The following is a 25,145-nucleotide window of genomic DNA, read 5'->3' as shown; positions in this document are numbered from 1 at the left end:
ACAGCGCGTGTTACGCGTGTAGCGTTATGTGACAGTTGTAGCATTTGCGCTGCGACGCGAGATCCAGACGTCGATATTGCCGACGGGAGAGACCGTATGACCGCGATTGCCCCATCCCAGGCCGAACTGGCCGTTCTCAAGCATTTATGGACCGCGGGCCCGCAGTCGGCGCGCGAAGTCCAGGACGGCATCGCGGCCGCGACCGGCTGGTCCTACTCGACGACGCGGACCCTGCTGGCCCGGATGACCGAGAAAGGCCTGGTCGCACGACAGGATGTGCACGGGCTGTCCGTGTTCGAGGCCCGGGTCGAGAAAGTCACCCTGATGGGGCGGCTGATCCGCGACTTCGCGGCCAATGTCCTGGATATGGACGGGCCCCTGCCGGCCACCACCTTCGCCGGAAGCCGCCTGTTTTCCGAAGAGGAGGCGCAGGCGCTCACTGCCCTGCTCGAAATGTCTGACGAGACCGGCAAGGGAGAGGGGCAATGACCGGTTTGCTGGATGCCATCCTTGTCGGCGCGGCATTGTCGGTTGTGTCCGGCCTCCTGGCGCTGGTCTTTGCCGGCTGGCACATGCGTCGAGGCCATGGCGGGACCGGCTTGTGGCGGGCCGGACGCTGGGCGGCTGTCGCGCCGCTCCTGCTGGCGCCGGTCATCTACGCTATACCCGAGATGTCGACCCAGCCGATGCACGCCCCGCTGCCCATGGGACCCGGCGTCTCGCCCGGATTGGCGGCTGCGGCGCTGCCGGCGGCGGATCCGCTGGCCGGATTGCTGGCGACCGACTGGCGTCTGGTGCTTGCGGTGCTCTATCTCGCAGGCCTGCTGGTCGCCCTCGGCCGATCTTTCATGCGCCATGTCCGCCGCAAGCTCTTGCTGGCGGACAGCCGCGAGGCTCCCGGAATGGCCCAGGACTACCTCTCGATCCTGGCCGCACGCGTGGGTGTCGAGACGCCGGACTTCCGCCTGCGGGACGGGCTTGCCTCGCCCCTGCTGACCGGGTGGACACCGGTCATTCTCGCCTCGCCTGCGCTGCTCGATGACACCTCGGCCAGCCGCTATGCGCTGACCCATGAACTGGTCCACTACCGGCGCGGCGATGAGCAGGACCGTCTTATCGGCGCGGCGCTGCTGGCGCTGCTGTGGTTCCACTGGCCGCTGCGCCGGATTGAACATGAACTGCATGAAGCCCGCGAGATCGATTGCGATGCGGAAAGTCTGGAGGCGCTGGGGGGCGCAGAGCGCAAGCCCTATGCGGCGACGCTTATCACCATGATGCGAAGTCCGGCCCAGCTGGTATCGGCCTTCGGTCCCGATGACAGGAGACATCGAGAAATGCGTATCAAAGCCATCCTTTCGGGCCGTCCGGCGCGCCCATCCTCCCGCTTTCTGGCGGTCATGCTGGCCGGCATATCCGTGCTGCCAGTGGCCTGTGCCCAGGCCAGTCTGACCGAGCGGACCCAGCTCGCTGTGGACCTCAACAATCCCGGCGACAATCACGTCGTCCGTTTCTTTTCCGTCGACGGTGCTGACCGCGATCTGCACATGGAGCACGCGCTTCATGTTGATCCGGATGTCGATGTCGAGCTTCATTTCGCCCCGGACGGGTCCGAGGGTGATCCGCATGAACATGACGGCGTCGATGGTCACATGGTGTTCCGGGACGATGAGGGGCACGACTTCCATTTCGACCCGGCGGACGGTGAAACCGGTGCCAATGCAATTTTTTTCGACGATGAGGGGGGCGCGAACATCGTCTTTCTCGGCGAGGCGGACGCTGAGTCCCAGCGTTTCGTCTTTATCGATGAGGACGGCGATATCACGCGCTTGAACGAGGCGCCGGAAGGTGTGTGGCTGGATGCCGACGGCAATGAAATCCTGCCGCGCGCGGCGGCACCGGCGGCACCGGCTGCACCCGTCGCACCGGCTGCACCGGCCCGGCTGCCCGACCTTGTCGATCCGGAGACGAAGCCGGCGGACTTTCCCCGCAGCCTCCGCCGCCTCTCCGAGCCGGCCCCGCTCGCCTTCCCCCATCCGGTCACGCAAGGCCGTACCACGTCATCCTATGGCAACCGGCCCGCGCGACCGGCCGGAGCCCCGGTCTTCCATGGCGGCATGGACATCGCCGCGCCCACCGGCACGGCGGTCTGGGCCCCGGACGATGGCGCGGTTGTCCATGCGCAGATGGGATTCAACGGCTCCGATCGCTGGGGCAATACGGTCGTGATCCAGCATGCCGACGGCTGGCAGACCGTGTATGCCCATCTCGACCGGATCGATGTCGCGGTTGGGGATACCCTCTTGGCCGGTAGCCAGATCGGCACGATCGGCACCACCGGCGCCTCGACCGGTCCGCATGTTCATGTCGAGCTGCGTCACGAGGGCGAGCGCGTGGACCCGGCTACCCGGCTGACCGGTCAGCGCTGACCCCGGCCCATTCGGCGTCAGGGCGTGGGAAGAGGCGGCTTCAACAGCCGCCTTTTTCATGCCCGCCATTCAGGCCTGGTGTGGAGTTTCGACTTGCCGGTATGGGGGTGGTCATCCCATCATCGTTCCAGAAACACAGGTTTTGAATTCCATCAAGGATCGGGGATGAAAATGGCAGAACGTGAATATGATGTGGTCGTGTTCGGAGCGACCGGCTTTACCGGTCGCCTCGTCGCGGAGTATCTCGCCGAGACCCATACCGATGTGAAATGGGCCATGGCGGGCCGGTCCGAGGCGAAGCTCGCCGAGGTGCGCGACCTCATCGGTGCGCCCGCCGACACGCCGCTGATCGTCGCTGACAGTTCCGACCCGGCCTCTCTTGACGCCATGGCGGCCCGCACCAGCGCCGTGATCACCACGGTCGGCCCCTATCAGCTCTATGGCGAACCCCTGGTCGCAGCCTGTGTCAAAGCCGGTACGGACTATGTCGACCTGTGTGGTGAGCCGGCCTGGATGCATGACATTATCGGCGACTATGACGCGGCGGCGCGCGAAAACGGTGCCCGAATCGTCCTGTCCTGTGGCTTCGACTCCATTCCCTTCGATCTCGGTGTCTTCTATCTGCAGCAGGCCGCCATCAAGAAGACCGGCGCGCCGATCACCCGCGTCAAGGGACGCGTGCGCAAGATGAAGGGGACCTTCTCGGGCGGGACGGCGGCCAGCTTTGCCGAGACCATGAAGCGGGCCGGCAAGCAGCCCGAGATCATCGAGTGGCTGAAGGACCCGTTCTCGCTCGCACCGGGCTTTGAGGGACCGGCGCAGCCGAGCGGCGCCAAGATCATCTTCGAGGACGATCTCGATTCCTGGTCCGCGCCTTTCGTCATGGCCACGATCAACACCAAGAACATCCACCGCTCGAATGCCCTGCTGGGTCATCGTTATGGCGAGGACTTCGTGTATGACGAGATGTTCCTGACCGGCCCGGGCGAGAAAGGCGAGGGCTTCGCCAAGATGATTGCCGGCGATCGCTCCATGCAGGACAACCCGCCCAAGCCGGGCGAAGGGCCGAGCCAGGAAGAGCGCGAGACCGGCTTCTATGATGTCATGTTCACGGGCCTGACGAGGGATGGCGAGCGGATGACCTCCAGCGTCTCCGGCCAGCGTGACCCCGGCTATGGCTCGACCTCGCGGATGATCGCCGAGGCCGGTCTGTGTCTCGCCTTCGACGTTGACCGCGACGTCACACCCGGCGGGGTCTACACCACCGCCCCCGCCCTCGGCGACGCCCTGATCGACCGCCTGCAGAAATTCGCTGGTCTGACGTTCAAGCTGGAGGGCTAGGCGTTCGCCTCGGGCCAAAAACAAGACGGCCGGAGCGGGGCTCCGGCCGTCTTTGTGTTCGGCAAGTGTGGACCGGCTAGCTGGTCCAGCTGACCGACATGATCTCATAGCTCTTGAGACCGCCCGGCGCGTTGACCTCGGCGACGTCACCGACTTCCTTGTTGATCATCGAGCGTGCGATCGGGGAGGAGATCGAGATCTTGCCCGCTTTCACGTCGGCCTCGTCCTCACCCACGATCTGGTAGGTGGCCTCCTGCTCGGTATCCTCGTCGAGCACGGTCACCGTGGCGCCGAACTTGACCGTATCGCCCGACATCTTGGTGATATCGATGACCTGGGCCCGCGCGAGCTTGTCTTCCAGCTCCTGCACGCGACCTTCGATCCAGCCCTGGCGCTCCTTGGCGGCATGATACTCGGCATTCTCTGACAGATCGCCATGTTCACGCGCCTCCGAAATCGCCGCAATAACTGCGGGACGTTCGATGGTCTTCAGACGTTTCAGCTCTTCGTCGAGGGCAATCTGCCCGGCGACGGTCATCGGGATCTTGTTCATGCGACCACTTGAGTTCGGGAAAGAGGAGACACGCTAGCCTCCACTTGAAGGGCCATCAAGAGTAGGTCTGCAGCGCCTGCGGTTCAAGCGCGCCCTCATCAATTCTTCGCAGCGAGGCAATTGCCGCACGTGCAGCCGAAGCGGTGGTGTAGCAGGGGATGCGTGCTTCAAGGGCAGAGCGGCGAATCGAATAGCTGTCCAGATGCGACTGGCGGCCTTCCGTTGTATTGAAGATCAACTGGACTTCGCCATTCTTCATGGCGTCGACAATGTGCGGGCGCCCCTCGAAAACCTTGTTCACGCGCGTAACCGGGATGCCGGCCGCCTCGAAGGTCTTGGCCGTTCCGCCGGTCGCGAGGATGGTGAAGCCGAGCATTTTGAGCACGCGCACCGGTTCGACCATGGCGGCCTTGTCGCCCTCGCGCAGCGAGATGAAGACGGCGCCCTTGCGCGGCAGGGCAATGCCGGCCCCCAGTTCCGCCTTCGCAAACGCGGCCTCGAATGTCGTGTCGATCCCCATGACTTCGCCGGTCGAGCGCATTTCCGGTCCCAGGACCGGATCAACGCCCGGGAAGCGAGCCCACGGCATCACGGCTTCCTTGACCGAGATATGTTTCGGTGCCGGATCCTTCAGGCCGAATTCCTTGAGCGGGGTCCCGGCCATGACCTTGGCGGCGATCTTGGCAACCGGCTGGCCGATCGCCTTGGCCACGAAGGGCACGGTCCGCGAGGCGCGCGGATTGACTTCGAGCACGTAGATCTCGCCGTCCTTGACCGCGAACTGGACGTTCATCAGACCCTTGACGCCGATCGCCTTGGCCATCGCCACGGTCTCGGCTTTCAGCTCGGCGATCATCGCGTCAGACAGGTTGTAGGGCGGCAGGGAGCAGGCGCTGTCGCCGGAGTGGACGCCCGCCTCCTCGATATGCTGCATGACGCCGGCTACCCAGACATCGGTCCCGTCGCATATGGCGTCGACATCAATCTCGTCGGCGTCGGTGAGGTAGCGGTCGAGCAGGAGCGGGGATTTGCCGGAAACGTGGACAGCCTCGCGGATATAGCGTTCGAAGCTGTCCATCTCCCGGATGATTTCCATGGCCCGGCCGCCCAGGACATAGGACGGGCGCAGGACCAGCGGGAAGCCGAGCGCTTCGGCTGCCGAGCGGGCTTCCTCGTCCGACGAGGCAATTGCGTTCGGCGGTTGCTTGAGATCGAGTTTCTCGAGCAATTCCTTGAAGCGCTTGCGGTCTTCTGCGAGGTCGATCGCGTCGGGCGCGGTGCCGAGGATCGGCACGCCTTCGGCCTCCAGCTCGCTGGCCAGCTTCAGCGGGGTCTGGCCGCCATACTGGACGACCACGCCCAGCAGCGTGCCGTTCTCGCGCTCGGTCTCGATCAGCTCAAGCGTGTCCTCGATGGTCAGGGGTTCGAAGTAAAGACGGTCGGCGGTGTCGTAATCGGTCGAGACGGTTTCCGGGTTGCAGTTCACCATGATCGACTCGATGCCCATCTCGCCGAAGGCGAAGGCGGCATGGCAGCAGCAGTAATCGAACTCGATGCCCTGACCGATCCGGTTCGGTCCGCCACCGAGGATGATGGCTTTCTGCGCCGATGTGGGGTCGCTCTCGCAATCGGTCTGTCCGCCAAAGGCCGGCAGCTCGTAGGTCGAGTACATGTAGGGTGTCGCGGCGAAGAATTCGGCGGCACAGGTATCGACACGCTTGAAGACCGGGCGCACGCCGAGCGCCCGGCGTGCCTTGCGCACGGCGGCCTCTTCAACCTTGATCAGCTTGGCGAGGCGGGCATCCGAGAAGCCCTTGGCCTTGAGGTCGCGGAACGCCTCCGCGGTGTCCGGCAGGCCGAGGGTCGAGATGTCGTCCTCGGTGGTGATCAGTTCTTCGATCTGGCGCAGGAACCACGGTTCGTAGAGCGAGGCGCGCTCGACTTCCTCGACCGTGAGACCTTCCCGGAAGGCTTGGGCGATCACGCGCAGGCGATCCGGCGTCGCCAGGGCCAGCGCGGCTCGGACGGCCTGTTTGCGGGCTTCCAGGTCAACCGCGTCATCGACACCCGGAATCTCGATTTCGTCGAACCCGGTCAGACCGGTCTCCATCGAGCGCAGGGCTTTCTGCATGCTTTCCTGGAAAGTGCGGCCGATCGCCATGGCCTCGCCGACCGACTTCATCGAGGTCGAGAGCTTGGCTTCGGCACCCGGATATTTCTCGAAGGCAAAACGCGGGATCTTGGTGACGACGTAGTCGATCGTCGGTTCGAAGGCGGCCGGCGTGGCGCCATCGGTGATGTCATTGGCGATCTCGTCGAGGGTGTAACCGACGGCCAGTTTCGCAGCGACCTTGGCGATCGGGAAGCCGGTCGCCTTGGAGGCCAGCGCTGACGAGCGCGACACGCGCGGGTTCATCTCGATGACGACCATCCGCCCGTCCGCCGGATTGACCGCAAACTGGACGTTGGAGCCGCCCGTCTCGACGCCGATCTCGCGCAGAACGGCGATCGAGGCCGTCCGCATGATCTGGTATTCCTTGTCGGTCAGGGTGAGGGCGGGAGCGACGGTGATCGAGTCGCCCGTATGCACGCCCATCGGGTCCACATTCTCGATCGAGCACACGATGATGCAATTGTCCGCCTTGTCGCGGACGACCTCCATCTCGAATTCCTTCCAGCCGACAATCGATTCCTCGACCAGGATTTCATCGACCGGGGAGGCGTCGAGGCCGGTGCCGCAAATGTGGCGGTATTCCTCGACATTGTAGGCGATGCCGCCGCCGGTGCCGCCGAGCGTGAAGGAGGGGCGGATGATTGCTGGCAGGCCGATCTCGCTCATCACGGTTTCGGCTTCAGCCATCGAGTGGACCGTCCGCGAGCGCGGGCTCTCCAGACCGATCTTGTCCATCGCATCGCGGAAGCGCTCGCGGTTCTCGGCCTTGTCGATGACGTCGGCCTTGGCGCCGATCATCTCGACCCCGAACAGGTCGAGCACGCCGCGCTTGTCGAGCTCGAGGGCGCAGTTCAGCGCGGTCTGGCCGCCCATGGTCGGCAGCAGGGCGTCCGGGCGCTCCTTCTCGATCACCTTGGCGACCATTTCCGGCGTGATCGGCTCGATATAAGTCGCGTCCGCCAGTTCCGGATCGGTCATGATCGTGGCCGGGTTGGAATTGACCAGGATGACCCGGTAGCCTTCCGCCTTCAGCGCCTTGACCGCCTGTACACCCGAATAATCGAACTCGCAGGCCTGTCCGATGACGATGGGGCCGGCGCCGATGATCAGGATGGACTGGATGTCTGTGCGTTTGGGCATGGGCGTGGCCTTCTTTTCCATCCGCGGGCTGATTGCGCGCGCGCGCTCGAAGCGACCTTCCGGGGACGGAGTGTCGTGCGAGCGATCAGTTTTGGTGCTGAAGCGGGTAGGTATCGCGGAATCGGCACGATGGCGAGGGGTAAACTGTGTGAATTGGTGTTTTCCAGGCAATATCCTGAAATCACGGGGCAATCATGACCTTACAATTCACCCGGGCCGAGCGGCCGCCCGGGACCACCATCCGACGGCGCGGTGCCGACAACCGGACCGGGCGCGCGCGCCCGCCCCGCGTGAGGGTGGGGCAAGCGATCGTGCCAAACGCCTGTTTCCGCGACGGCTGGGGTTGGGTTGATCACGGTGACGCGTCCGATTGCCGACCCGGAACGATTCAACTATTGTGACGATAAATTCAAGTTAAACTTTAATTCACAACAGGTGGGCCATGCCGCAAAGCGATGCCGAAATTCCGAGTTCCGACCGACATATCCGAAGTTTGAGCCGGGCGCTGGCCTGGGCAATCAGCTTTCTCGCCATTCTCCTGCCGGTACTGGTCTGGGCGCTCTGGCTGTTTCCCGAAACGCTCGGGACAACAAGGGATCCGGCGCCCGGCAATGGCTTCGGCGGTGGTGATCTGTCCTGGTTTGTCTGGCCGCTGCGGCTGGGCGCGGTTGGCATCGCCTCGATCGGGCTGGCGATCACGGTTTACGGCTTCTGGAACCTGCGGACGCTTTTTCAGGAGGCCGCACGTGGCGCCTATTTCTCCGCCGCGGCGGTGGTCGGCTTTCGCCAGTTCGCGCTGGCCAGTTTTGTCGGGGCCATCTGGTCGCCGATGGAGCATACCGTGATGGGCGTCTACCTCTCGGTGAGCAATCCCAATGTTCCCAATGCGGTCGAGATATCGTTGGGCTCTCCGGACATCGAAGCCATTGGTGCGGCGCTGTTGTTCTTCCTGATTGCCTTCATCCTGGCCGAGGGCCGCAAACGGCATGAAGAGCTGGAGTTGATCCTGTGAGCGCTGGTGCGGACGTCGCGGGCGAGATCATCGTCCATCTCGACGTGATGCTGGCGCAGCGCAAGGTTCGCTCGAAGGACCTGGCGGACCGGATCGGCCTGTCGGAACAGGCGCTGTCCATGATCAAGACCGGCAAGATCAAGGGCATCCGCTTTTCCACCCTGATCGCGATCTGTGACGCGCTGGCGTGTCAGCCCGGGGACCTGTTCGAATTCAGGCGGTTGCCGGACTAGAGTTTTCCACCCAGAGCCGCGAATTCTCGCCGCATGTTGGCGCGGGCCTTGTCGCCGAGTTCCGTCTCGAACCGGTCTGTCAGAAAAGTACGGTCCGCCGCCTGCGCGTCCTTCAGAAAGGCGCGGCGGCCCTGTCGGTAGAGCAGCCCGGGTGCCCAGCCATATTCCTTCCGAACGCCAGTGGCATATCGGTCATAGACATCGCTCGGGGCACCAAGGATCGAATAGTCGACGTCGAGAAATAGCGCATCATCTTCGTCCTGCCCGCCATCCTGATGGCTGGCCGTAGCCCGGATCAGCGCATCGACCCGTCCGACCAGGTCAGGAGCGGCTCCAAGCCCGGGCAATTCCATGCTCGCCCGGTCTGCACTCCTGGCTTCATTATCCTTGCGATGCGTGTCGTAGAGGATGTCGTGATACCAGGCGGCCATCCACACCCGGGCCGGCTCGGTCAGCATGTCGTGCAGCTTGTCGAGCCGGTCGAAGATATAGATCAGATGCGACAGGCCATGATAGCGGCGATGGGGTTCGCTGTAGGCGGACAGTATGCCGGCGATTTCGGTGTCGCCCGGCTTCCAGCCGAGTTCTTTCGTTTGCGCGTTCCAGCGCTCATGTAGCGCGCGAGCAAGATCAGGCATCAATCAGCTCCAGATCACGCCACAGCATCGGCTGGATATCCGCCCGTGTGCCCGTCACCCGATCTCCAACCAGCCAATGGGCGCGTTCGTGGAGGAGGGGGATGACGGCCATCTGGTCGTGTAGCCGCTGCATGGCCGCCAGGTAGAGCTGCGCCCGCGCGGCCGGGTCATTCTGGCGCCGGGCGGCGGCCATCAGATCGGCGAAGCTGGTGTCGTCCCAGTTGAAATTGGCGGCAAACCCGTCGGGCGCGAACGGGTCGAGCATGAAAAACGGATCAGATTTCAGGCCCCGGTTGAAGCTGGCAATGGCGATGTCGAAATCGCCGGCATCGACGGCCTGGTAGAGATCGGTGGGATAGCTGACGAGCAGCTCGCTCTCAATGCCGATCCAGGCCCAGTCGTCAGCTATGGCCACGGCGAGCCGTTCGCCTTCCCCGGTTGTGGTGCGGATTTGCAGCGGGCGGTCGATCCGGTCGTCCAGGGGTGTCGCCGCCGGCTCGGTCCCCGCTCGCCCGGGCAGGACCGAGAAAGCCGCCATGGCGGTATCGGCGTAGAATTCATGCGCCAGGAAGGACCGGTCTATGGCCTGCGACAGACGGCGTCGGACGGCCACGCGGCCAAGCGGTTCACGCGCATGATTGACCTTGAGATAGCGCAGGATCGGCGCGTCGAAACTCTGGAATTGCTCCCCCAATCGCTCGCGCCAGAAGCCGATCTGGTTCGCGGGCGGACGATCGGCAAGGTCGTAATCGCCGGCCCGGAACAGGCGCATCCGGGTGGCGTCCTCGCGGACGCTGTCGACGCGGATGGCGGGAATGGCGACCCGGGCGGCGTTGTAATAATTCGGGTTCCGGACCAGGTCGAGGCTCATCTGGCTTTCCGCGCCGACCGTGTAAGCCCCTGCCGTCACGATGTTCTCGGGCCGGATCCAGTCCAGGCCGACGCGCGCGATGACATGGCGCGGGAAGGGGTAGGATTCGCGCATCAGGGTCGGGAAGAGGCCCAGCGGGGTTTCCAGCCGGAATTCCACCGTGCGGTCATCGAGCGCGGTCACGCCCAGCTGATCCGGCGACATCTCACCGGCATGGATGGCGCGGGCATTGGTGACCGCATAAAAATCGCCCAGCACGGCAAAACTCTGGGACGGGTCGACGATGCGCCGCGCCGACCAGGCGACATCCTCCGCCGTCAGGGGATGACCGTCCGACCAGGTGAGGCCCTCGCGCAGGCGGAAGGTCCAGACCAGGCCGCGTTCGTCCACCGACCAGTGCTCGGCGAGGCCGGGCGCGAGTGCGCCATCGGGTCCGTACTCAGTCAGTCCGGCATGGATCTGCTTGTAGATGAGCGCCGCCGCCGCGAACTCGCCGCGCGCCGGATCGAGACTGTCCGGCAGGCCGGTCGTCGCCACGCGCAGGAGACCGGCTGGCGGGCCGGACCGCCCACAGGCAGTGAGCGTTGTGGCGGCAGAGGCGGCGAGCAGGGTGCGTCGGTTCAACATGCCGCCATGATGGCGTGATTTGTGGCGGTTGTGTCCAGCAAAAGTGCGAGTGTTACTTCGAAAAGCGGCGCGCGGCGCAGACCCCGCCATAGGCCATTTGCCATCAAGTGATGTATGGGCGATCTTGCGCTTTGCGCCAGCCGTTCACTGAGACGGGTATCGCGGCGTTGAGGTCTCTTACGCCTCAACCTGCCCCTTCAGCGCACCCACAAAGCGGTCGAACACGCCGAAGCTGTCCTGCGGACCGGGGCTGGCTTCGGGGTGGTGCTGGACCGCCCAGACCGGCTTGTCGGTCAGCTTGAAGCCGGAGTTGGAGCCGTCGAACAGCGAGACATGGGTCTCGACGGCATTCGCGGGCAGGGTCGCGCCATCGACAGCAAAGCCGTGATTCATCGACACGATTTCGACCTGGCCGGTCTCGTGATTCTTGACCGGGTGATTGGCGCCGTGATGGCCCTGGGCCATCTTCGCCGTCTTGGCACCGATGGCGAGGGCGAGCATCTGGTGACCGAGGCAGATGCCCAGTGTCGGGATGCCGGCCTCGATGACGGCCTTGATGGTCGGCAGGGCGTATTTGCCGGTCTCGGCCGGATCGCCCGGGCCGTTCGAGACGACGACGCCGTCCGGGTTCAGCGCCCTGATCTCGTCGATCGACGCCTTGCCCGGCAGCACGGCGACGCGCGCTCCCGCGCCCGTCAGCAGGCGCAGGATGTTGGCCTTCACGCCATAGTCGAGCACGACCACGCGCGGACCGGTTTCCGGCCCGACAGCATAGCCTTTGCCCAGCGTCCAGTTGCCTTCATGCCATTCATCGGTCGTGGTCCGCGAGACATCGGCCGCCAGCTCGCGACCTTCCATGGTCGGCGCTGCCGCGGCCGCGGCCTTGAGGGCGTCGATGTCGAGATTGCCGGCCGGGTCATGCGCGATGGCGCACATCTGCATGCCGTGCTCGCGGATCTTGCGGGTGAGGGCACGGGTATCGATGCCGGTGAGGGCGACAATCCCGCGAGTGCGCAGCCATTCCTCGAAGGTCTGCTCGGCGCGCCAGCTGGCCGGCGGCGTGATACGGGCGCGGCTGATCATGCCGACCGCGGCCTTGCGGGCCGGTGCCGAGGCGGCTTCCTCGTCCTCGGCATTGGCGCCGACATTGCCGACATGCGGGAAGGTGAAGCAGACGACCTGTCCGGCATAGGAGGGATCAGCCAGGACTTCTTGGTGACCGGTCATCGCGGTGTTGAAGCAGACCTCGCCCAGCGCCATGCCGGATGCGCCCGTGCCGTGGCCGAGAAAGACGGTGCCGTCGGCAAGCGCCAGCGCGCCGGTCGGTGTGAGGGTCGGCGTGGACGTCATGGCTTCATCTCCGAGGTCTGGCGGGGCGCCGACGGTGCAACCGGAATCGGTCACTCACGAGGCGCGGGTAAACGGGCGCTCTGCTAGTCTCTAACCGGGATCGGGTCAATAGGACAGCGGTGAGGCCGGGCGGCTTCCGCGAGTGCTGCGAGCCTCCCGCCCGCAGTCCGGCAAGCGGCGCCCGAACGGTCCCGATTCCAAGGGGGGCACCGACTGCCTTTCGCCGGGCGTCTCGGCGCAAGTCTGGGGATTCGCGACAGAAATGGACCCGGCGTGCAAATGATGACAGGGGTGGTGCGGCGAATTTGCAAACCCGGTCATCGCCAGTCGTCCATATTCGGGCTTGATTCTTTGCCGCCGACGGAATAATTCCCGCTCCCTCGTTTCGGAGGCGCAAGTCTCAAGCGTGAGTTGCCACAAACAAAAGGCCCCGCATTGTTCGAAACAATTGGCACGTCATTGCGTGCACAGGAAAAGTTCTTCACACCGGAGATCTCTTCAGGATTCGCCGCTGACGGCGCCCGGATAGGTTTGGTTGTCAAAATGTCGCTTCGTGAACGCATCACCACGGATATGAAAACGGCCATGAAGGCCCAGGACAAGGCGCGTCTGTCGACGCTTCGCCTGATCTCGGCTGCCATCAAGGACCGTGATATTGCCGCTCGCGCGGAAGACCGCTGCGCCGGCTGCGAGGATACCGAAATCATGACCCTGCTCACCAAGTTGGTGAAGCAGCGCGAGGAAAGCGCCGTGACCTATGAGAAGGCCGGCCGTCTTGATCTCGCCGAGGCCGAGCGCTCGGAAGCCGAGATTGTGCGCGAATTCCTGCCCAAGCCCATGGATGACGGCGAGATCGAAACCGCCGCCCAGACGGTTGTCAGTGAGCTCGACGCCAGCGGGCTGAAGGATATGGGGCGCTGCATGGGCGAGCTCAAAACCCGCTATGCCGGCCGCATGGACTTCGCCAAGGCCGGCGCCAAGGTGAAAGACCTGCTCGCTTCGGCCTGACGCCCGTCCGACAACGCCGCAAACCGGCCTGTTGACCCAGTCTTTGATTGCGGGCCCGTTCGGCCTCTGCTTTGCTCTGCGAAGCAGGGGGAGTGGACATGTTCGCATCAAAGCTGATCGGGGCAATCCGGGTCTCGTCGTTCGCGGGGAGCATCGGCCTGGCAGCCTTGCTGGCTGTTCCTGCCTGGGCGCAGCCTCTCCCCGGTTTCGACGATGATGACGAGCTGCGCGCCTTTCTGGCCGAGCTCGACGAGACGGGCGAGGTCGAGGACTGGCTGGTTTCCGGCGCCTACCCGCCCCCGCCTCCGCCGCCCCCACCGCCCCCTCCGCCACCGCCTGGCGGAGCCAGTATGCCGGCGCCAACCGCCAGTCCGTCGGATGTTCTCGCGGTCACCGCGTCGCGGATCGACAATCCTGACATCACCAATGTGCAGGTTGCCGGGGTCGATGAGGGCGGGATCGTCAAGGTCGCCGGTGATTACCTGATCGTGCTGCGCCGCGGGCGCCTGTTCACGATCTCGACCGCCGATGACGGTCTGGCCGCGATTGATCAGATCGACGCCTTCCCGCCCGGCGGGGAGGGCTCGGGCGGCTGGTATGACGAGATGATCGTGTCCGGCGATCTGATCGTGATCATCGGATACAGCTATCAATACGAAGCCACCGAAATCAGTCGGTTCCGACTGGGGGCCGACGGCCAGCTTTCGCATCTGGACACTCACCACATGCGCTCGGATGACTATTACAGCTCGCGCAATTACGCCTCGCGACTGATCGGCAACCAGCTGATCACCTATGCGCCTCTGGCGTTTGACGATTATTGGGGCGACGACCCGCTGGACAGTCTGCCGGCGCTCAGCCGCTGGGCACCGGGCCAGGAAGAACCGGCCTTTCACCGCATCGCCCAGGCCAGCGATGTCTACATCCCGGCGCCAATGAAGGCGCGCGGGGCACAGGCCGTCTCCGGCATGCATGTGGTGACCCGCTGCGACCTCGCCTCCGACGATCTCGATTGCGGGGTGACCGTTGTCCTCGGGCCGATGGGGCGCAGCTTCTTTGTCTCCCGCAATGCGACCTATGTCTGGGTCACGCCGGGCTGGTTCGAGCGCGACGGGGAGAGCTATCTGTACCGTATCCCGCTGGATGGCTCGGCACCCAGCGTCGCCCAGGTCGAGGGGGCTCCGCTCGACCAGTTCTCCTTTCATGCCAATGAGGCGGCCAGTCGCCTCGATATTCTCGTCCTGCCGGACGGCAATGGCGACGGCATGTGGGCGGCCGAGTTCGCGACCGGTCGTCCGGCGCTCCTGCGGCTGCCGACCACCCGCTTCGGGGATGGCAGCCAAGCGGTGACGCCCTCGGACTATCAATTCCTTCCGGTCGCCGAACGCGCCCGGATCGTCCGCAATCGCCATGTTGGTGACACCCTGCTGGTGGGGCTGAACGAGCGGGTGGACGGCGCAACGCAGAATCTGGCGCTGGCTGTGCCGCTTGAGGGCGGCGCGGCAACCCGCTTGGGGCTCGAGGATCCGGTGTCGCGGATCGAGGTGATCGGGCGTGACGGGCTGATTGTCACCCAGGGCGAGGACACGAGCTTTGTCACCGTGTCGCTGGACGGCGACGCGCCAATGATCGCGGACCGGTTCGTGCTCGAAGACACCGCGGAGTCGGAAAGCCGCAGCCATGCCTTCTTCTTCCGACCCGGCGGCGCTGACGGGGACGGGCTGGCCGCCCTGCCGCTCCTCGGTAGCGATGATCGCGAGGCGGACATGGTTTTCCTGCAGCGGGAGCAGGGCAGCTTCTCGCGAATCGGTCGCTTGCAGGCGCGGGCCCGTCCCGGGCTGGATGACGACTGTGTCGCCTCCTGCACGGACTGGTATGGCAATGCCCGTCCCATCTTCCTGCGTGACCGCATCCTGGCCCTGCTGGGCTATGAAATCGTTGAGGGTGTTCTGGGAGAGAAACGGGTCGAGGAAATCGGCCGGGTCAATTTCACGCCCGGACCGCGCAAGGATTGAGCCGGCGCGGGCCGGTGCCTGAGCGAATAAATCGACCAGCGGACAAATAAGGTGCATCATGTCCGCTTGGGTTTTTGCGGGCGGAGTTGTGCTTTTCCATGCGTCTCAATGAGGACTTCATCGACGAGATCAAGGCGCGAGTGCGCCCGTCGGACCTCATTGGCCGCAGCGTCGCGCTGAAGCGCCAGGGCCGCGAATTCGTTGGCCTGTCGCCTTTCAAGAAAGAGCGCTCGCCCTCGTTTTTCGTCAATGATGACAAACGCTTCTATCATTGCTTCGCCTCCGGCAAGCATGGCGACATCTTTACCTGGCTGGAAGAGATGGAGGGGCTCTCCTTCATGGAAGCCGCCGAGCGTCTGGCCGGCGAGGCCGGTCTGCGCCTGCCCGAGCCCGATCCGGAGAGCCAGCAGAAGACCCAGCACCGCAAATCGCTCGTTGAGTGGATGGAGAGCGCCCAGACTTTCTTCCTGAGGGCGCTGCGCTCACCGGCCGCCGAGGAGGCTCGTCGCTATCTCAAATCGCGCGGGCTGACCGGCGAGGATTGTGTGCGCTTCGGCATCGGCTATGCGCCGGAAAGCCGGACCGCGCTGAAGGACGAACTGGTCACCGCCGGTGCGCCGGTGGCCGATCTCGTCGAGTGCGGCCTCTTGATCGAGCCGGACAATGGCTCACCCTATGACCGCTTCCGCGACCGGATCACCTTTCCGATCCACGATCCGCGCAATCGCCTGGTCGGCTTTGGTGGTCGGGCCTTGTCGAAGGAGGCGCGGGCGAAATATCTCAATTCGCCGGAGACCCCGATCTTCCACAAGGGCTCGCTGCTCTATCGCTATCCCGAGGCGCGCAAGGCGGCCTCTGATCCCAAGCAGGACATCCGTGGCCTGATCGTCACCGAAGGCTATCTCGACGCGATCGCGCTCGCCCGCGCCGGGCTGGAGCACGGCGTTGCGCCGCTCGGCACTGCAGTCACCGAGGAGCAGATCCAGCTGCTCTGGCGGGCCGGCGGTGAGCCGGTCATGTGCCTCGACGGCGACAGCGCCGGGCGGGCGGCTGCCTTCAAGGCCGCAGACCGTGCCCTGCCGCTGCTGCAGCCGGGCAAGACCATGCGCTTTGCCTTCATGCCCGACGGCAAGGACCCGGACGACATCCTCCGCGAAGAGGGAGCCAACGCCCTGCGCGCTGTGTTCCGCGAGACCCGCTCGCTCGCCGACCTGATCTGGGAGCGCGAGGTTCTGCTCGAGCCGCTCGACGATCCCGATCGCCGGGCCGGCTTCCGGCGCCGGATTCGGGCCCTGGTCTCACAGATTGCCGACAGCGATATCCGCGAGGAGTACAAGCGCGAGTTCGATCAGCGCATGGATGCGCTTTTTGGCGCCCGTCCGCAGTCCGGGCAGCGCGGATCGCGTGGGCCGTGGCGCCCGGGCAAGGGTGTGCCGCTGGGGGCGACGGCTGAGCTCCGCAACAAGCAGTCACGGCGCTCCGATCCGACCTCCCGGCTGGGCCATCTCCTGCTCGTGGCGGCCATCGAATACCCTGAAATCGCCGCGTCGCAGGTCGAGACGCTGGCGCTTTTGCGGTTGGGACCGCTTGACACTCTGCGCGACGCCGTTCTAGACGCGTGCTCTTCTGGGCAGTTTGTGCAGACCGACACGCTAAGGGCCGAATTGGCCGACGCCGGATATGCGGCAGAGATTAAGCGGTTGGACGGTGAGCGCAGACCCATGCGGGCGGAACTGGGCGGTATGGAGGCGTCTCCAGAGGTGAGGGCGGAAGCTTGGAAGCGGCTCGCTCATGCCTATATGGAACGAAGCGATGCACAGACACGTCGTGATGAGGCGCGGGCCCGTCTGGACGAAGAACTCAAGCAGGCGGATTCGGAACGCTTTCGGCAGGTGGTAGATGCCTACCGGTTCGAAAGCTCTCGTTCCGAATCCTCCTGATGCGTATAATTCGAATTGCGCGCCCCAGGGCGGCGCGACAAGGGACGAATAAATGAGCAAATCGGCTGAAGCCAACGACGCTGCAGAAAACTCGGATGGTCCGCTCCTGGACCTGACGGACCAGTCCGTCAAGAATATGGTGAAGACCGCCAAGAAGCGCGGTTACGTCACCCATGACGAGCTCAATGCGGTGCTGCCGAGCGAGGAGTTCTCGTCCGAGCAGATCGAGGACGTGCTCGCCCAGCTTTCCGAAATGGGTATCAATGTTGTCGACAATGATGCCGAGGTCGATGACGACGCTGCCGAGACGCCGAAATCGGCCAAGGGCGCTGCGTCATCCGATGATGATGACGAGGATGACGAGGAAGAGGAGAGCGACAGCCGTGCCGTGGCCGGCGCCTCCAAGACCGCCATTACCGGTCTCAACACTCCCAGCTCTGCCGACCGCACCGACGACCCGGTCCGCATGTATCTGCGCGAGATGGGCTCGGTCGAGCTGTTGTCGCGCGAAGGCGAGATCGCCATCGCCAAACGCATCGAGGCCGGTCGCAATGCGATGATCCGCGGCCTCTGCGAAAGCCCGCTGACCTTCGAAGCCATCATGGTTTGGCGCGACGAGCTGCAGGAAGGCGAAGTCCTCCTGCGCGACATCATCGACCTCGACGCGACCTATGGCGGCCAGCAGGCCGAGGCCGCCGAAGAGGGGGATGAGGACGGCGAAGGTACGGGTGAAGGCGAGACGCCGACCCCGGCCGGTGATGCCTCCGCCAAGCCGAAATCCGATGATGACGAGGATGACGACGAGAAATCCGAGAAGTCCGGTGATGACGAAGACGGTGAAACGTCTTCGGACGACGATGATGACGACGATGATGATGACGGCGCGTCGCTGTCCCTGTCGGCGATGGAAGCGGAGCTGCGCGAAGGCGTGATGGAGACACTCGACTCCATCGCCACCGACTTCGCGGCCTTCCGCAAGCTGCAGGACAAGCTGGTCTCGGCCCGTATCGGCGGCAAGGACCTGACCAAGCAGAGCCGCGAGAAATACGAAGGCCTGCAAAACGCCATCGTGACCAACCTCAACACGATGCACCTGAACAATGCGCGGATCGAGGCGCTCGTCGAGCAGCTCTATGCCATCAACAAGGAACGCATGGCGCTGGAAGGCAAGCTGCTGCGCATGGCCGACGCCCATGGCGTGCCGCGGGCGCAGTTCATGGATAGTTACTTCGGTAACGAACTGAATCCGGAATGGCCGTCTTCCATGGCGTCAACGTCGAAGGCCTGGGCCCGCTTCATCGACCGTGAAGCGGTCGACGCCGGCAAGATCCGCGATGACCTCGCCGATCTGACCCAGCGCGCCGGCGTGCCGATCGAGGATCTGCGCCGTATCGTCCGCACCGTCCAGAAGGGCGAGCGCGAGGCGCGTGTGGCGAAGAAGGAAATGGTCGAGGCCAACCTGCGTCTCGTCATCTCGATCGCCAAAAAATACACCAATCGCGGCCTGCAATTCCTGGATCTGATCCAGGAAGGCAATATCGGCCTGATGAAGGCCGTCGATAAGTTCGAATATCGCCGCGGCTACAAGTTCTCGACCTATGCCACCTGGTGGATCCGGCAGGCGATCACCCGCTCGATCGCCGACCAGGCGCGGACCATCCGTATCCCGGTGCACATGATCGAGACGATCAACAAGATCGTCCGCACCAGCCGCCAGATGCTGCACGAGATCGGCCGCGAGCCGACCCCGGAAGAGCTGGCCGAGAAGCTCGCCATGCCGCTGGAAAAAGTGCGCAAGGTGATGAAGATCGCCAAGGAGCCAATCTCCCTGGAAACGCCGATCGGCGACGAGGAAGACAGCCATCTGGGCGATTTCATCGAGGACAAGAATGCCGTCCTGCCGATCGACGCCGCCATCCAGGCCAATCTGCGCGAGACCACGACCCGTGTCCTCGCCAGCCTGACCCCGCGTGAGGAACGTGTCCTGCGCATGCGCTTTGGCATCGGCATGAATACCGACCACACGCTGGAAGAAGTCGGTCAGCAGTTCTCGGTCACCCGCGAACGCATCCGTCAGATCGAAGCCAAGGCCCTGCGCAAGCTGAAGCATCCGAGCCGGTCGCGGAAGCTGCGGAGCTTTTTGGACAACTGACGTCGCCCGTCGTCCCGGACTTGCTCCGGGCCGGGATTGTCGAAAAGGCCGGGCCCCGTGTCCGGCCTTTTTCGTTGGGAGGTCCGGTTCAGTCGACATGCGGACGCCGTGAGGCTAGGATTTCCGGCATGAATGCCAAATACCGTACGCTCGAAGTCGACGCTGCAACCGCGGACCTTTTGAAGGCCCGGGCTGCGGCGCGCAAGCTGACGGTTGCCGAACTCCTTGCCGACCTGGCCGCCAACGAGGCCGGTCTGCCGACCGAACTCGCAGCCCAGCGCGCGCTCGGCACCGGGGCGTGGGCTCCCGAAGTGCTGGAAGAGGATCAGAGACGGCTTGCGGGGTTCCGCGAAAATCGCCTCGGCGTGCCATGGGACGAAGCGCGGGCCTGGCTGGAAGGCTGGGGCAAGGTCGATGAGGGGCCGCCCCCCGTCAGGAAGATTTGAAGCTTGTTCTTTCATCCGAGGCGCTTGGGGATTTTGAGCGTCTGCGGGTCTTTCTGGCCAATCACAATCCTCATGCTTCGATCCGCGCCGCCGAAGCTATTATCTATGCGGCCGAGACGCTTCTGGATTTTCCTCAGCGGCGCGCCGTCCCAGGCGCATGGTGCCCGTGAGTTGCTGGTTCCATTCGGGTCCGGTGCGTATTTGATACGCTATGCGATCGTCGACGAGAGCGACGAACTCATCATCCTGCTCCTTTGGCACAGCCGCGAGGATCGAGGTCAATAATGCCCCTCACCACACTAACCCTCCAGACCACCGGCCCTGGCCTTTACGACTTCACGCGCGACGTCAAAAAGTTCGTGTCCGAACAAAACCCCGCCGATGCACTCCTGACCGTCTTCGTGCGCCACACATCCTGCTCGCTCACCATCCAGGAAAACGCCGATCCGGATGTGCAGCGCGATCTCAATGAATTCTTCCGGCGGCTGGTGCCAGATGGCGATGATCCGTCAATGTCGTGGCTGTTACACACGGCGGAAGGTCCGGACGACATGCCAGCGCATATCAAGGCAGCACTGACCCAGACCTCGATCGGAATACCGGTCGCGCATGGCCAGCCATTACTTGGAACCTGGCAGGGTCTCTACCTCTTTGAACACCGTAAGCGGCCGCATCGTCGCGAAATTGTCCTGCATCTGACGGGCTGACAGCGAGCGAGCCGAGGGATCCTATCCGGCTTCCTCGCCGCCGATCAGCCGTTCATAGCTGTCGACCAGCGCGACATAGGGCGGCACCGGCGTGTTCTGGATGCCGGCGCCGGTATCAATCGCCATCTTGATCTCGAAATGCAGATGGATGGTCGTCGCTGTATCGCCGAACTCATTCGAAACATAGCCGATCCGTTCACCGCGCGAGACCGTGTCGCCGGGTTCGACAAGCAGCGTGTCCTTGTCGAGATGGAGATAGGTGTAGCGCACGCCGTCATCGGTCATCAGCCGGACCGAATAAGTGCCGATCGACGTGATCGTGCCATCGTCGACGGCGACGGCCCAATGGACATCGTCCTGGCAGCTGGCCGGGCGGATGTCCTGGCCCTGGTGGCCGACCCCGGCCGGGCACATCGGCGTGCCATAGCCGCGCGTCTCACAGAAATTGTCACGCCAGGCATAGGCGTAATTGGCCGCATTGCACTGCCCGCCCGCCGGCCCGAGATAGCCGCCATAATTGTAGACCTGGCTATTGGCATAGGCTTGGCCCGCCTCCATCGGGAAGCGAAGGCCTGGTGCGTAGTTGATCTGGACGGTTTGGCCGGTGCCGGAGTCCTCGATCAGATCGCCGGGCGGCATGTAGCTGAAGATGTCCCCCGCCGCATCGACCGGATCCGCGGGTGGCAGCGCCTCTGGCTCAGCCGCATCGGCTTCAAGCGTCTCTGGCTCGGCCTCTTCAGGTGCCGGCTCATCGGGGCTGTCCTCGAGCGCTTCGTCCACGGCCGGCTGATCGGGCAGCCCGGACGGCGCGTCCATGGGCCACCAGATCATGGCGGCGATGCCGGCGACCGCGACGGCGGCCGCAAGGGTCAGCTCGACATCGCGTGACATCACTGGCCTCCCGTGTCTGGCGTGCCGGCCGCGATGATCAGAGAGTCCGCAAGGTTGCGGACATAGGCGTCATTGCCGCAACGCGGATCGGCCTCCGGGCGGTCGCACTCCACGGTGATGGAGTAGGCGGCGCCATAGCGATTGAAGCTCAGCTCGCGCCCGTATTCGGTGGCGCTGATGCGGTAGCCGTCACCACCGGTCGCGTTCAGGCGGCGGGTGCTGAGCGGGTCCGGCGTGCGGGCATGGGCCAGCCGGGTGCCGAAGACCTCGATTGTGAGGCCGGGCCCCGAGATTGACAGGGTGTAGAAATCCGGCCGCGGGAACAGCAGGACGCGGGCATTGCCATCGAGGCCCAGCGCGGCGGTGCCCGGGATCAGGACCGGCAGGTTGGTGGAGCTGATGTCGGCCGCTTCCGGATTGCCGGGGCGGACAAAGGGCAGGGCGGTCTGGTTCACAAGAGCCAGGCTCGAGGGTCGCTGAAAGGTGCGGGCCTGTTGCTGTATGTCTTCCGCGACCTGGCCCCAGTTGATCGCCATTGCGACCGGTGCATCCGGTCGCGGTTCCGGCCGGGCAGGCTGGGCAACAAGCTGGTTCAAGCGGGCGGTGTCGAGCCGCGACGGCAGGGGCTGGCCGGCGGGTTGCGGTACAGGTTGAGGCTGCTGCGCCGAGGACGCCGCGCTGGCCAGCAGCATGGCTGCGACCGGTGCCATCAAGGTCAATCGGGATGCCATCATCATCTCCCCACGGGCAAAGCGTATACACGGTTTTTGCACGCGCTGCATGAACCTTCGATGAGGCAGTGCAACATGACCCCGTTCGTCGCGGGCCAGACGACGCCAGCATCCAACACCGATGTGACCGCCCCATACGGCGGGCAGGCGTTGAATTCCGACGCGTCTGCTCGTATGTGCAGCGCAAGATGTTGTTGTTGGAGCCGCGCGATGCGCCTCACCATGATGAAATGCAAACTGCACCGGGCCGTGGTGACCCAGGCCGACCTTCACTATGAGGGCTCGATCTCGATCGACCGCGATTTTCTCGAGGCCGCCGGGCTTCTGCCCAATGAGCAGGTCGACGTACTCAACATCAATAATGGCGAGCGTTTCACCACCTACGCCATCGAGGCGCCGCGCGGCAGCCGCACCTTCGGCATCAATGGCGCAGCGGCCCGTCTGGCCCAGGTTGGCGACCGCATCATCGTGGTCGCCTATGCCCAGATGGAGGCGGCCGAGGCCGAGCAGCATGACCCGGCTGTGGTCCTCTTTGACGAGCACAACCAGGTCATTGCCAAGCCCAAGGCAGCCTGATCAGGCCTATTGGGTGATGCAGAAGTCGGCGCTGACTGTGGCGGTCAGGGTGAGTTCGCCGGCGGCGATCGGTGTCGAGGCGCTGTCATCCATGCTCATCATGCGCGCTTCATAGACCGGTTGCGGGCGATAGCTGCTCTCGCCCATGCGGCGGATCCCGCACAGTTCGAACCCGGCCGCGTCGGCAAACAGGCTGGCCTTGCTCAGTAGGGCGGCGATCGCGCTGCGGCGAGCCGCATTGAGAGCGTCGTCGGTGTCCTCGGCGCCAAAGGTCACGCCATCGATATTATTGGCCCCGGCCGACACCATGGCATCGATCACCTGACCAACGCGATCAGTGTCGCGCACCTTGGCGGAGACCTGGTTGCGGGCCTCATAGCCGATAATGGTCAGTTCGATCTGGTTGGGTTGGCGGCGGTCGGAATAGACCGGCGAGACCGAGAGCTGGGCGGTCTGCATGTCGTCGGCCGCGACGCCGGCCCGGCGCAGCGCCGTGAACACCGTGCTCATCGCCTCCGCATTGGCGCGAACCGCGGCCTGGGCGGTATCGGCCCGGCTCACCACACCAGAGGAGACCATCGCATACTCCGGTGCGATCTGTACGGTCGCGCTTTCGGACAGGGACAGGGTCGGCTCGCTTTCGCCGGTCTGGGCGAAGGCAGGGACGCAAAGCGTGGCGGCGAGGGCCGTCGATGTGATCAGGGCGCGTAACATGGGAAGACTCCGGGGGTTGCGAACCGGTCAGCGGCTCACGCCGTCCGACCGTTTCAAGTGACCCTCACCCTATCACGTTTCGAGCTGACAGCAGCCTGAACGCGTATGATCGATTTCTGCCATCATGATGTCAGCGCTGTAACATGACCTGCCAACCCGTCTTGGCGTGACCGCCAAGAGCCAGTATCGATGAGGCACGCTTTGACAGCGGGGCCTGTAGCTCAATTGGTTAGAGCCGGCGGCTCATAACCGCTTGGTTGGGGGTTCGAGTCCCTCCGGGCCCACCATTTTCTCGATCTCACGGCAGTCCGCTTCGCGGACGCCTCCGATGGGGCGGCCTGACCGGCCGACGCGCAGTCGCGCTTGCGAACCCTGCGGGTTCGAACTCAGTTCTCTCGGCTCCATCATTTTCTCGATCTCACGGCAGTCCGCTTCGCGGACGCCTCCGATGGGGCGGCCTGACCGGCCGACGCGCAGTCGCGCTTGCGAACCCTGCGGGTTCGAACTCAGTTCTCTCGGCTCCACCATTTTCTCGATCTCACGGCAGTCCGCTTCGCGGACGCCTCCGATGGGGCGGCCTGACCGGCCGACGCGCAGTCGCGCTTGCGAACCCTGCGGGTTCGAACTCAGTGCTCTCGGCTCCACCATTTTCTCGATCTCACGGCAGTCCGCTTCGCGGACGCCTCCGATGGGGCAGACCACATCCAGCGGGTATTTGGAAAGAGCTTACACCAGTCAGTCGTACTACTCGTCTTGGTCCCGTCGGACCTTAATCTCATAGCCTTGTGTTTTTCCAAGGCTGATCCAAGCACGCTTGCCTTCTTTCACATCCTGCAGACGCTTATTGGCCCTGCTTTCAGGCTGGTGTGTCTTTCTGAAAAGGTGGTTGAAGATTGAAAACATGAGCAACGTCAGAGGGAATTTTGAAGGGATGGCGATCAGTCTTGCCTAACCCAAGCTCAGCCCTTGGGGCTTGAAGCCACCAAGATTGATAGCATCGAACATACCGAGGGCATTTGAGAACAAGCTGATTTGCGCAAACAGGGTATTCGTTTGTGTTTGCATCATCGCCTGAGCCAGTTGCTCGCGCACTTCACCTGCAGCCCGTAACGCACCAAGGCGATCAATATCTTTGTTAACCAGTCGGGCTGTAGCGGTGTCGATCGCATCCACCATGCGTTGCTGAAACTGCGCTTTCAGCTCCATTGTCCGGGCAGCGCGGCCAATCGACGCCTGTGCCGCTAAAACGTTTTCGAGGTAGGATTCGTAATATCCGCTGGCACCATCCCAGTCCTTAACCCAACCGCCAATGCCACCTTTGGTATTCTGATGCATCTCGGCAATTTCAGATTCGCTTAATGCTTCATCGAAAAGCGCGAAATGCCCAATTTTGCCTTGATAATTGACTGATGGAGCGGCCGCAAATCCAGACGGACTTCCAATATTGACTCTAATGTTATTCCCGGGGCCATAGACGCCGTAATACGGGCCGGTAGCAGTCCCATATTTTTCGCCATTGAGGTAGCCGTCTATCTGGCCGGATTCATCCAGCGTGACGGTCCATTCGATGATTGAACCGTCCTCGACAGTTGGGCCTACGA

21 protein-coding genes, 1 tRNA gene and 1 pseudogene are annotated in these 25,145 nt (G+C 63.9%); 13 read left to right on the top strand and 10 right to left on the bottom strand.

What is annotated here, in order from left to right; translation table 11 throughout:
* Positions 1–96: 96 nt before the first annotated feature.
* The 3 genes from AAA969_RS10740 to AAA969_RS10730 all read left to right on the top strand — a co-directional run bounded on the left by AAA969_RS10740 (position 97) and on the right by AAA969_RS10730 (position 3,767).
* The gene (locus tag AAA969_RS10740; protein ID WP_338246057.1) at positions 97–489 is read left to right on the top strand and encodes a BlaI/MecI/CopY family transcriptional regulator; all 393 of its coding nucleotides are present in this window, start codon (positions 97–99) and stop codon (positions 487–489) included.
* Positions 486–2,426, top strand: a complete 1,941-nt coding sequence (locus AAA969_RS10735) for a M23/M56 family metallopeptidase (protein ID WP_338246056.1) — start codon at positions 486–488, stop codon at positions 2,424–2,426. Before AAA969_RS10740 ends, AAA969_RS10735 begins: the two co-directional genes overlap by 4 nt.
* Before the next feature lie 171 nt (positions 2,427–2,597).
* Positions 2,598–3,767: a saccharopine dehydrogenase family protein gene (locus tag AAA969_RS10730; protein WP_338246055.1), complete on the top strand. Its 1,170-nt coding sequence runs from the start codon at positions 2,598–2,600 to the stop codon at positions 3,765–3,767.
* A gap of 76 nt (positions 3,768–3,843) precedes the next feature.
* Here the strand turns inward: AAA969_RS10730 and greA are convergent, their stop codons facing one another.
* Both greA and carB read right to left on the bottom strand, forming a co-directional pair.
* The gene (gene greA / locus AAA969_RS10725; protein WP_338246054.1) at positions 3,844–4,320 is read right to left on the bottom strand and encodes a transcription elongation factor GreA; all 477 of its coding nucleotides are present in this window, start codon (positions 4,318–4,320) and stop codon (positions 3,844–3,846) included.
* Positions 4,321–4,375: 55 nt separating this feature from the next.
* Positions 4,376–7,633, bottom strand: a complete 3,258-nt coding sequence (gene carB / locus AAA969_RS10720) for a carbamoyl-phosphate synthase large subunit (protein WP_338246053.1) — start codon at positions 7,631–7,633, stop codon at positions 4,376–4,378.
* Between the two features lie 442 nt (positions 7,634–8,075).
* On the opposite strand from carB, the gene AAA969_RS10715 reads away from it, so the two are divergent.
* Together AAA969_RS10715 and AAA969_RS10710 are read left to right on the top strand one after the other, a co-directional pair.
* A complete protein-coding gene (locus AAA969_RS10715; protein WP_338246052.1) occupies positions 8,076–8,645 on the top strand; it encodes a DUF2975 domain-containing protein in 570 nt (189 codons plus the stop codon).
* A gap of 47 nt (positions 8,646–8,692) precedes the next feature.
* Positions 8,693–8,878 (top strand): helix-turn-helix transcriptional regulator, encoded by a 186-nt coding sequence (locus tag AAA969_RS10710; protein WP_338247238.1) that lies wholly within the window; start codon positions 8,693–8,695, stop codon positions 8,876–8,878.
* Here the strand turns inward: AAA969_RS10710 and AAA969_RS10705 are convergent.
* The 3 genes from AAA969_RS10705 to carA form a co-directional block, all read right to left on the bottom strand.
* Complete coding sequence (locus tag AAA969_RS10705) at positions 8,875–9,516, bottom strand: HD domain-containing protein (protein ID WP_338246051.1); 642 nt, start codon at positions 9,514–9,516, stop codon at positions 8,875–8,877. The two genes, AAA969_RS10710 and AAA969_RS10705, sit on opposite strands and share 4 nt — an antisense overlap.
* Entirely contained in the window at positions 9,509–11,014 is a 1,506-nt protein-coding gene (locus tag AAA969_RS10700; RefSeq protein ID WP_338246050.1) for a peptide ABC transporter substrate-binding protein, read from the bottom strand. The genes AAA969_RS10705 and AAA969_RS10700 overlap by 8 nt, the downstream gene beginning before the upstream one ends.
* 177 nt (positions 11,015–11,191) lie before the next feature.
* Positions 11,192–12,364, bottom strand: coding sequence for a glutamine-hydrolyzing carbamoyl-phosphate synthase small subunit (gene carA / locus AAA969_RS10695; protein ID WP_338246049.1), 1,173 nt, complete (start codon positions 12,362–12,364; stop codon positions 11,192–11,194).
* A gap of 543 nt (positions 12,365–12,907) precedes the next feature.
* On the opposite strand from carA, the gene AAA969_RS10690 reads away from it, so the two are divergent.
* The 6 genes from AAA969_RS10690 to AAA969_RS10665 all read left to right on the top strand — a co-directional run bounded on the left by AAA969_RS10690 (position 12,908) and on the right by AAA969_RS10665 (position 20,632).
* Positions 12,908–13,372 carry a GatB/YqeY domain-containing protein gene (locus tag AAA969_RS10690; RefSeq protein WP_338246048.1) on the top strand — a complete coding sequence of 155 codons (465 nt, stop codon included), beginning with the start codon at positions 12,908–12,910 and terminating at the stop codon, positions 13,370–13,372.
* Between the two features lie 98 nt (positions 13,373–13,470).
* A complete protein-coding gene (locus AAA969_RS10685; RefSeq protein WP_338246047.1) occupies positions 13,471–15,387 on the top strand; it encodes a beta-propeller domain-containing protein in 1,917 nt (638 codons plus the stop codon).
* A gap of 98 nt (positions 15,388–15,485) precedes the next feature.
* Positions 15,486–17,327: a DNA primase gene (gene dnaG, locus AAA969_RS10680; RefSeq protein ID WP_338246046.1), complete on the top strand. Its 1,842-nt coding sequence runs from the start codon at positions 15,486–15,488 to the stop codon at positions 17,325–17,327.
* Between the two features lie 52 nt (positions 17,328–17,379).
* Positions 17,380–19,479, top strand: coding sequence for an RNA polymerase sigma factor RpoD (gene rpoD / locus AAA969_RS10675; RefSeq protein WP_338246045.1), 2,100 nt, complete (start codon positions 17,380–17,382; stop codon positions 19,477–19,479).
* Positions 19,480–19,607: 128 nt separating this feature from the next.
* The gene (locus AAA969_RS10670; RefSeq protein ID WP_338246044.1) at positions 19,608–19,925 is read left to right on the top strand and encodes a hypothetical protein; all 318 of its coding nucleotides are present in this window, start codon (positions 19,608–19,610) and stop codon (positions 19,923–19,925) included.
* A gap of 284 nt (positions 19,926–20,209) precedes the next feature.
* Entirely contained in the window at positions 20,210–20,632 is a 423-nt protein-coding gene (locus tag AAA969_RS10665) for a secondary thiamine-phosphate synthase enzyme YjbQ (RefSeq protein WP_338246043.1), read from the top strand.
* A gap of 21 nt (positions 20,633–20,653) precedes the next feature.
* Here AAA969_RS10665 and AAA969_RS10660 read toward each other — a convergent pair whose 3' ends face one another.
* On the bottom strand, positions 20,654–21,523 hold the full coding sequence (locus AAA969_RS10660) for a M23 family metallopeptidase (protein WP_338246042.1): 870 nt from the start codon (positions 21,521–21,523) through the stop codon (positions 20,654–20,656).
* Entirely contained in the window at positions 21,523–22,254 is a 732-nt protein-coding gene (locus AAA969_RS10655; RefSeq protein WP_338246041.1) for a hypothetical protein, read from the bottom strand. Before AAA969_RS10655 ends, AAA969_RS10660 begins: the two co-directional genes overlap by 1 nt.
* Before the next feature lie 210 nt (positions 22,255–22,464).
* Here AAA969_RS10655 and panD point away from each other — a divergent pair, with 210 nt between their 5' ends.
* Entirely contained in the window at positions 22,465–22,830 is a 366-nt protein-coding gene (gene panD / locus AAA969_RS10650) for an aspartate 1-decarboxylase (RefSeq protein WP_339335233.1), read from the top strand.
* A 6-nt stretch (positions 22,831–22,836) separates the two neighbouring features.
* Here the strand turns inward: panD and AAA969_RS10645 are convergent, their stop codons facing one another.
* Positions 22,837–23,544, bottom strand: coding sequence for an SIMPL domain-containing protein (locus AAA969_RS10645; protein ID WP_338246039.1), 708 nt, complete (start codon positions 23,542–23,544; stop codon positions 22,837–22,839).
* 210 nt (positions 23,545–23,754) lie between these two features.
* Here AAA969_RS10645 and AAA969_RS10640 point away from each other — a divergent pair.
* Positions 23,755–23,831, top strand: a tRNA-Ile gene (locus tag AAA969_RS10640).
* A gap of 661 nt (positions 23,832–24,492) precedes the next feature.
* Here AAA969_RS10640 and AAA969_RS10635 read toward each other — a convergent pair.
* Positions 24,493–24,879 carry a hypothetical protein gene (locus AAA969_RS10635; RefSeq protein ID WP_338246038.1) on the bottom strand — a complete coding sequence of 129 codons (387 nt, stop codon included), beginning with the start codon at positions 24,877–24,879 and terminating at the stop codon, positions 24,493–24,495.
* 15 nt (positions 24,880–24,894) lie between these two features.
* Positions 24,895–25,131 (bottom strand): annotated as a pseudogene (locus tag AAA969_RS15100) (hypothetical protein); the annotation flags it as partial.
* Positions 25,132–25,145 lie beyond the last annotated feature (14 nt).

Source organism: Maricaulis maris (genome assembly GCF_036322705.1).
GTDB classification, from domain to species: domain Bacteria; phylum Pseudomonadota; class Alphaproteobacteria; order Caulobacterales; family Maricaulaceae; genus Maricaulis; species Maricaulis maris_B.
The sequence above is the reverse complement of the archived record's forward strand: the minus strand, read 5'-3'. Positions and strand labels throughout refer to the sequence as shown.

Bases quoted from the DNA above. Each gene is read 5' to 3' on its own strand.
- AAA969_RS10690 (WP_338246048.1), top strand. From the start codon at position 12,908: ATGTCGCTTCGTGAACGCATCACCACGGATATGAAAACGGCCATGAAG.
- carA (WP_338246049.1), bottom strand. From the start codon at position 12,364: ATGACGTCCACGCCGACCCTCACACCGACCGGCGCGCTGGCGCTTGCC.
- AAA969_RS10645 (WP_338246039.1), bottom strand. From the start codon at position 23,544: ATGTTACGCGCCCTGATCACATCGACGGCCCTCGCCGCCACGCTTTGC.
- AAA969_RS10700 (WP_338246050.1), bottom strand. From the start codon at position 11,014: ATGTTGAACCGACGCACCCTGCTCGCCGCCTCTGCCGCCACAACGCTC.
- AAA969_RS10735 (WP_338246056.1), top strand. From the start codon at position 486: ATGACCGGTTTGCTGGATGCCATCCTTGTCGGCGCGGCATTGTCGGTT.
- AAA969_RS10655 (WP_338246041.1), bottom strand. From the start codon at position 22,254: ATGGCATCCCGATTGACCTTGATGGCACCGGTCGCAGCCATGCTGCTG.
- AAA969_RS10730 (WP_338246055.1), top strand. From the start codon at position 2,598: ATGGCAGAACGTGAATATGATGTGGTCGTGTTCGGAGCGACCGGCTTT.
- AAA969_RS10705 (WP_338246051.1), bottom strand. From the start codon at position 9,516: ATGCCTGATCTTGCTCGCGCGCTACATGAGCGCTGGAACGCGCAAACG.
- AAA969_RS10685 (WP_338246047.1), top strand. From the start codon at position 13,471: ATGTTCGCATCAAAGCTGATCGGGGCAATCCGGGTCTCGTCGTTCGCG.
- carB (WP_338246053.1), bottom strand. From the start codon at position 7,633: ATGCCCAAACGCACAGACATCCAGTCCATCCTGATCATCGGCGCCGGC.
- rpoD (WP_338246045.1), top strand. From the start codon at position 17,380: ATGAGCAAATCGGCTGAAGCCAACGACGCTGCAGAAAACTCGGATGGT.
- greA (WP_338246054.1), bottom strand. From the start codon at position 4,320: ATGAACAAGATCCCGATGACCGTCGCCGGGCAGATTGCCCTCGACGAA.
- AAA969_RS10670 (WP_338246044.1), top strand. From the start codon at position 19,608: ATGAATGCCAAATACCGTACGCTCGAAGTCGACGCTGCAACCGCGGAC.
- AAA969_RS10710 (WP_338247238.1), top strand. From the start codon at position 8,693: ATGCTGGCGCAGCGCAAGGTTCGCTCGAAGGACCTGGCGGACCGGATC.
- AAA969_RS10665 (WP_338246043.1), top strand. From the start codon at position 20,210: ATGCCCCTCACCACACTAACCCTCCAGACCACCGGCCCTGGCCTTTAC.
- AAA969_RS10715 (WP_338246052.1), top strand. From the start codon at position 8,076: ATGCCGCAAAGCGATGCCGAAATTCCGAGTTCCGACCGACATATCCGA.
- panD (WP_339335233.1), top strand. From the start codon at position 22,465: ATGCGCCTCACCATGATGAAATGCAAACTGCACCGGGCCGTGGTGACC.
- dnaG (WP_338246046.1), top strand. From the start codon at position 15,486: ATGCGTCTCAATGAGGACTTCATCGACGAGATCAAGGCGCGAGTGCGC.
- AAA969_RS10740 (WP_338246057.1), top strand. From the start codon at position 97: ATGACCGCGATTGCCCCATCCCAGGCCGAACTGGCCGTTCTCAAGCAT.
- AAA969_RS10635 (WP_338246038.1), bottom strand. From the start codon at position 24,879: ATGCATCAGAATACCAAAGGTGGCATTGGCGGTTGGGTTAAGGACTGG.
- AAA969_RS10660 (WP_338246042.1), bottom strand. From the start codon at position 21,523: ATGTCACGCGATGTCGAGCTGACCCTTGCGGCCGCCGTCGCGGTCGCC.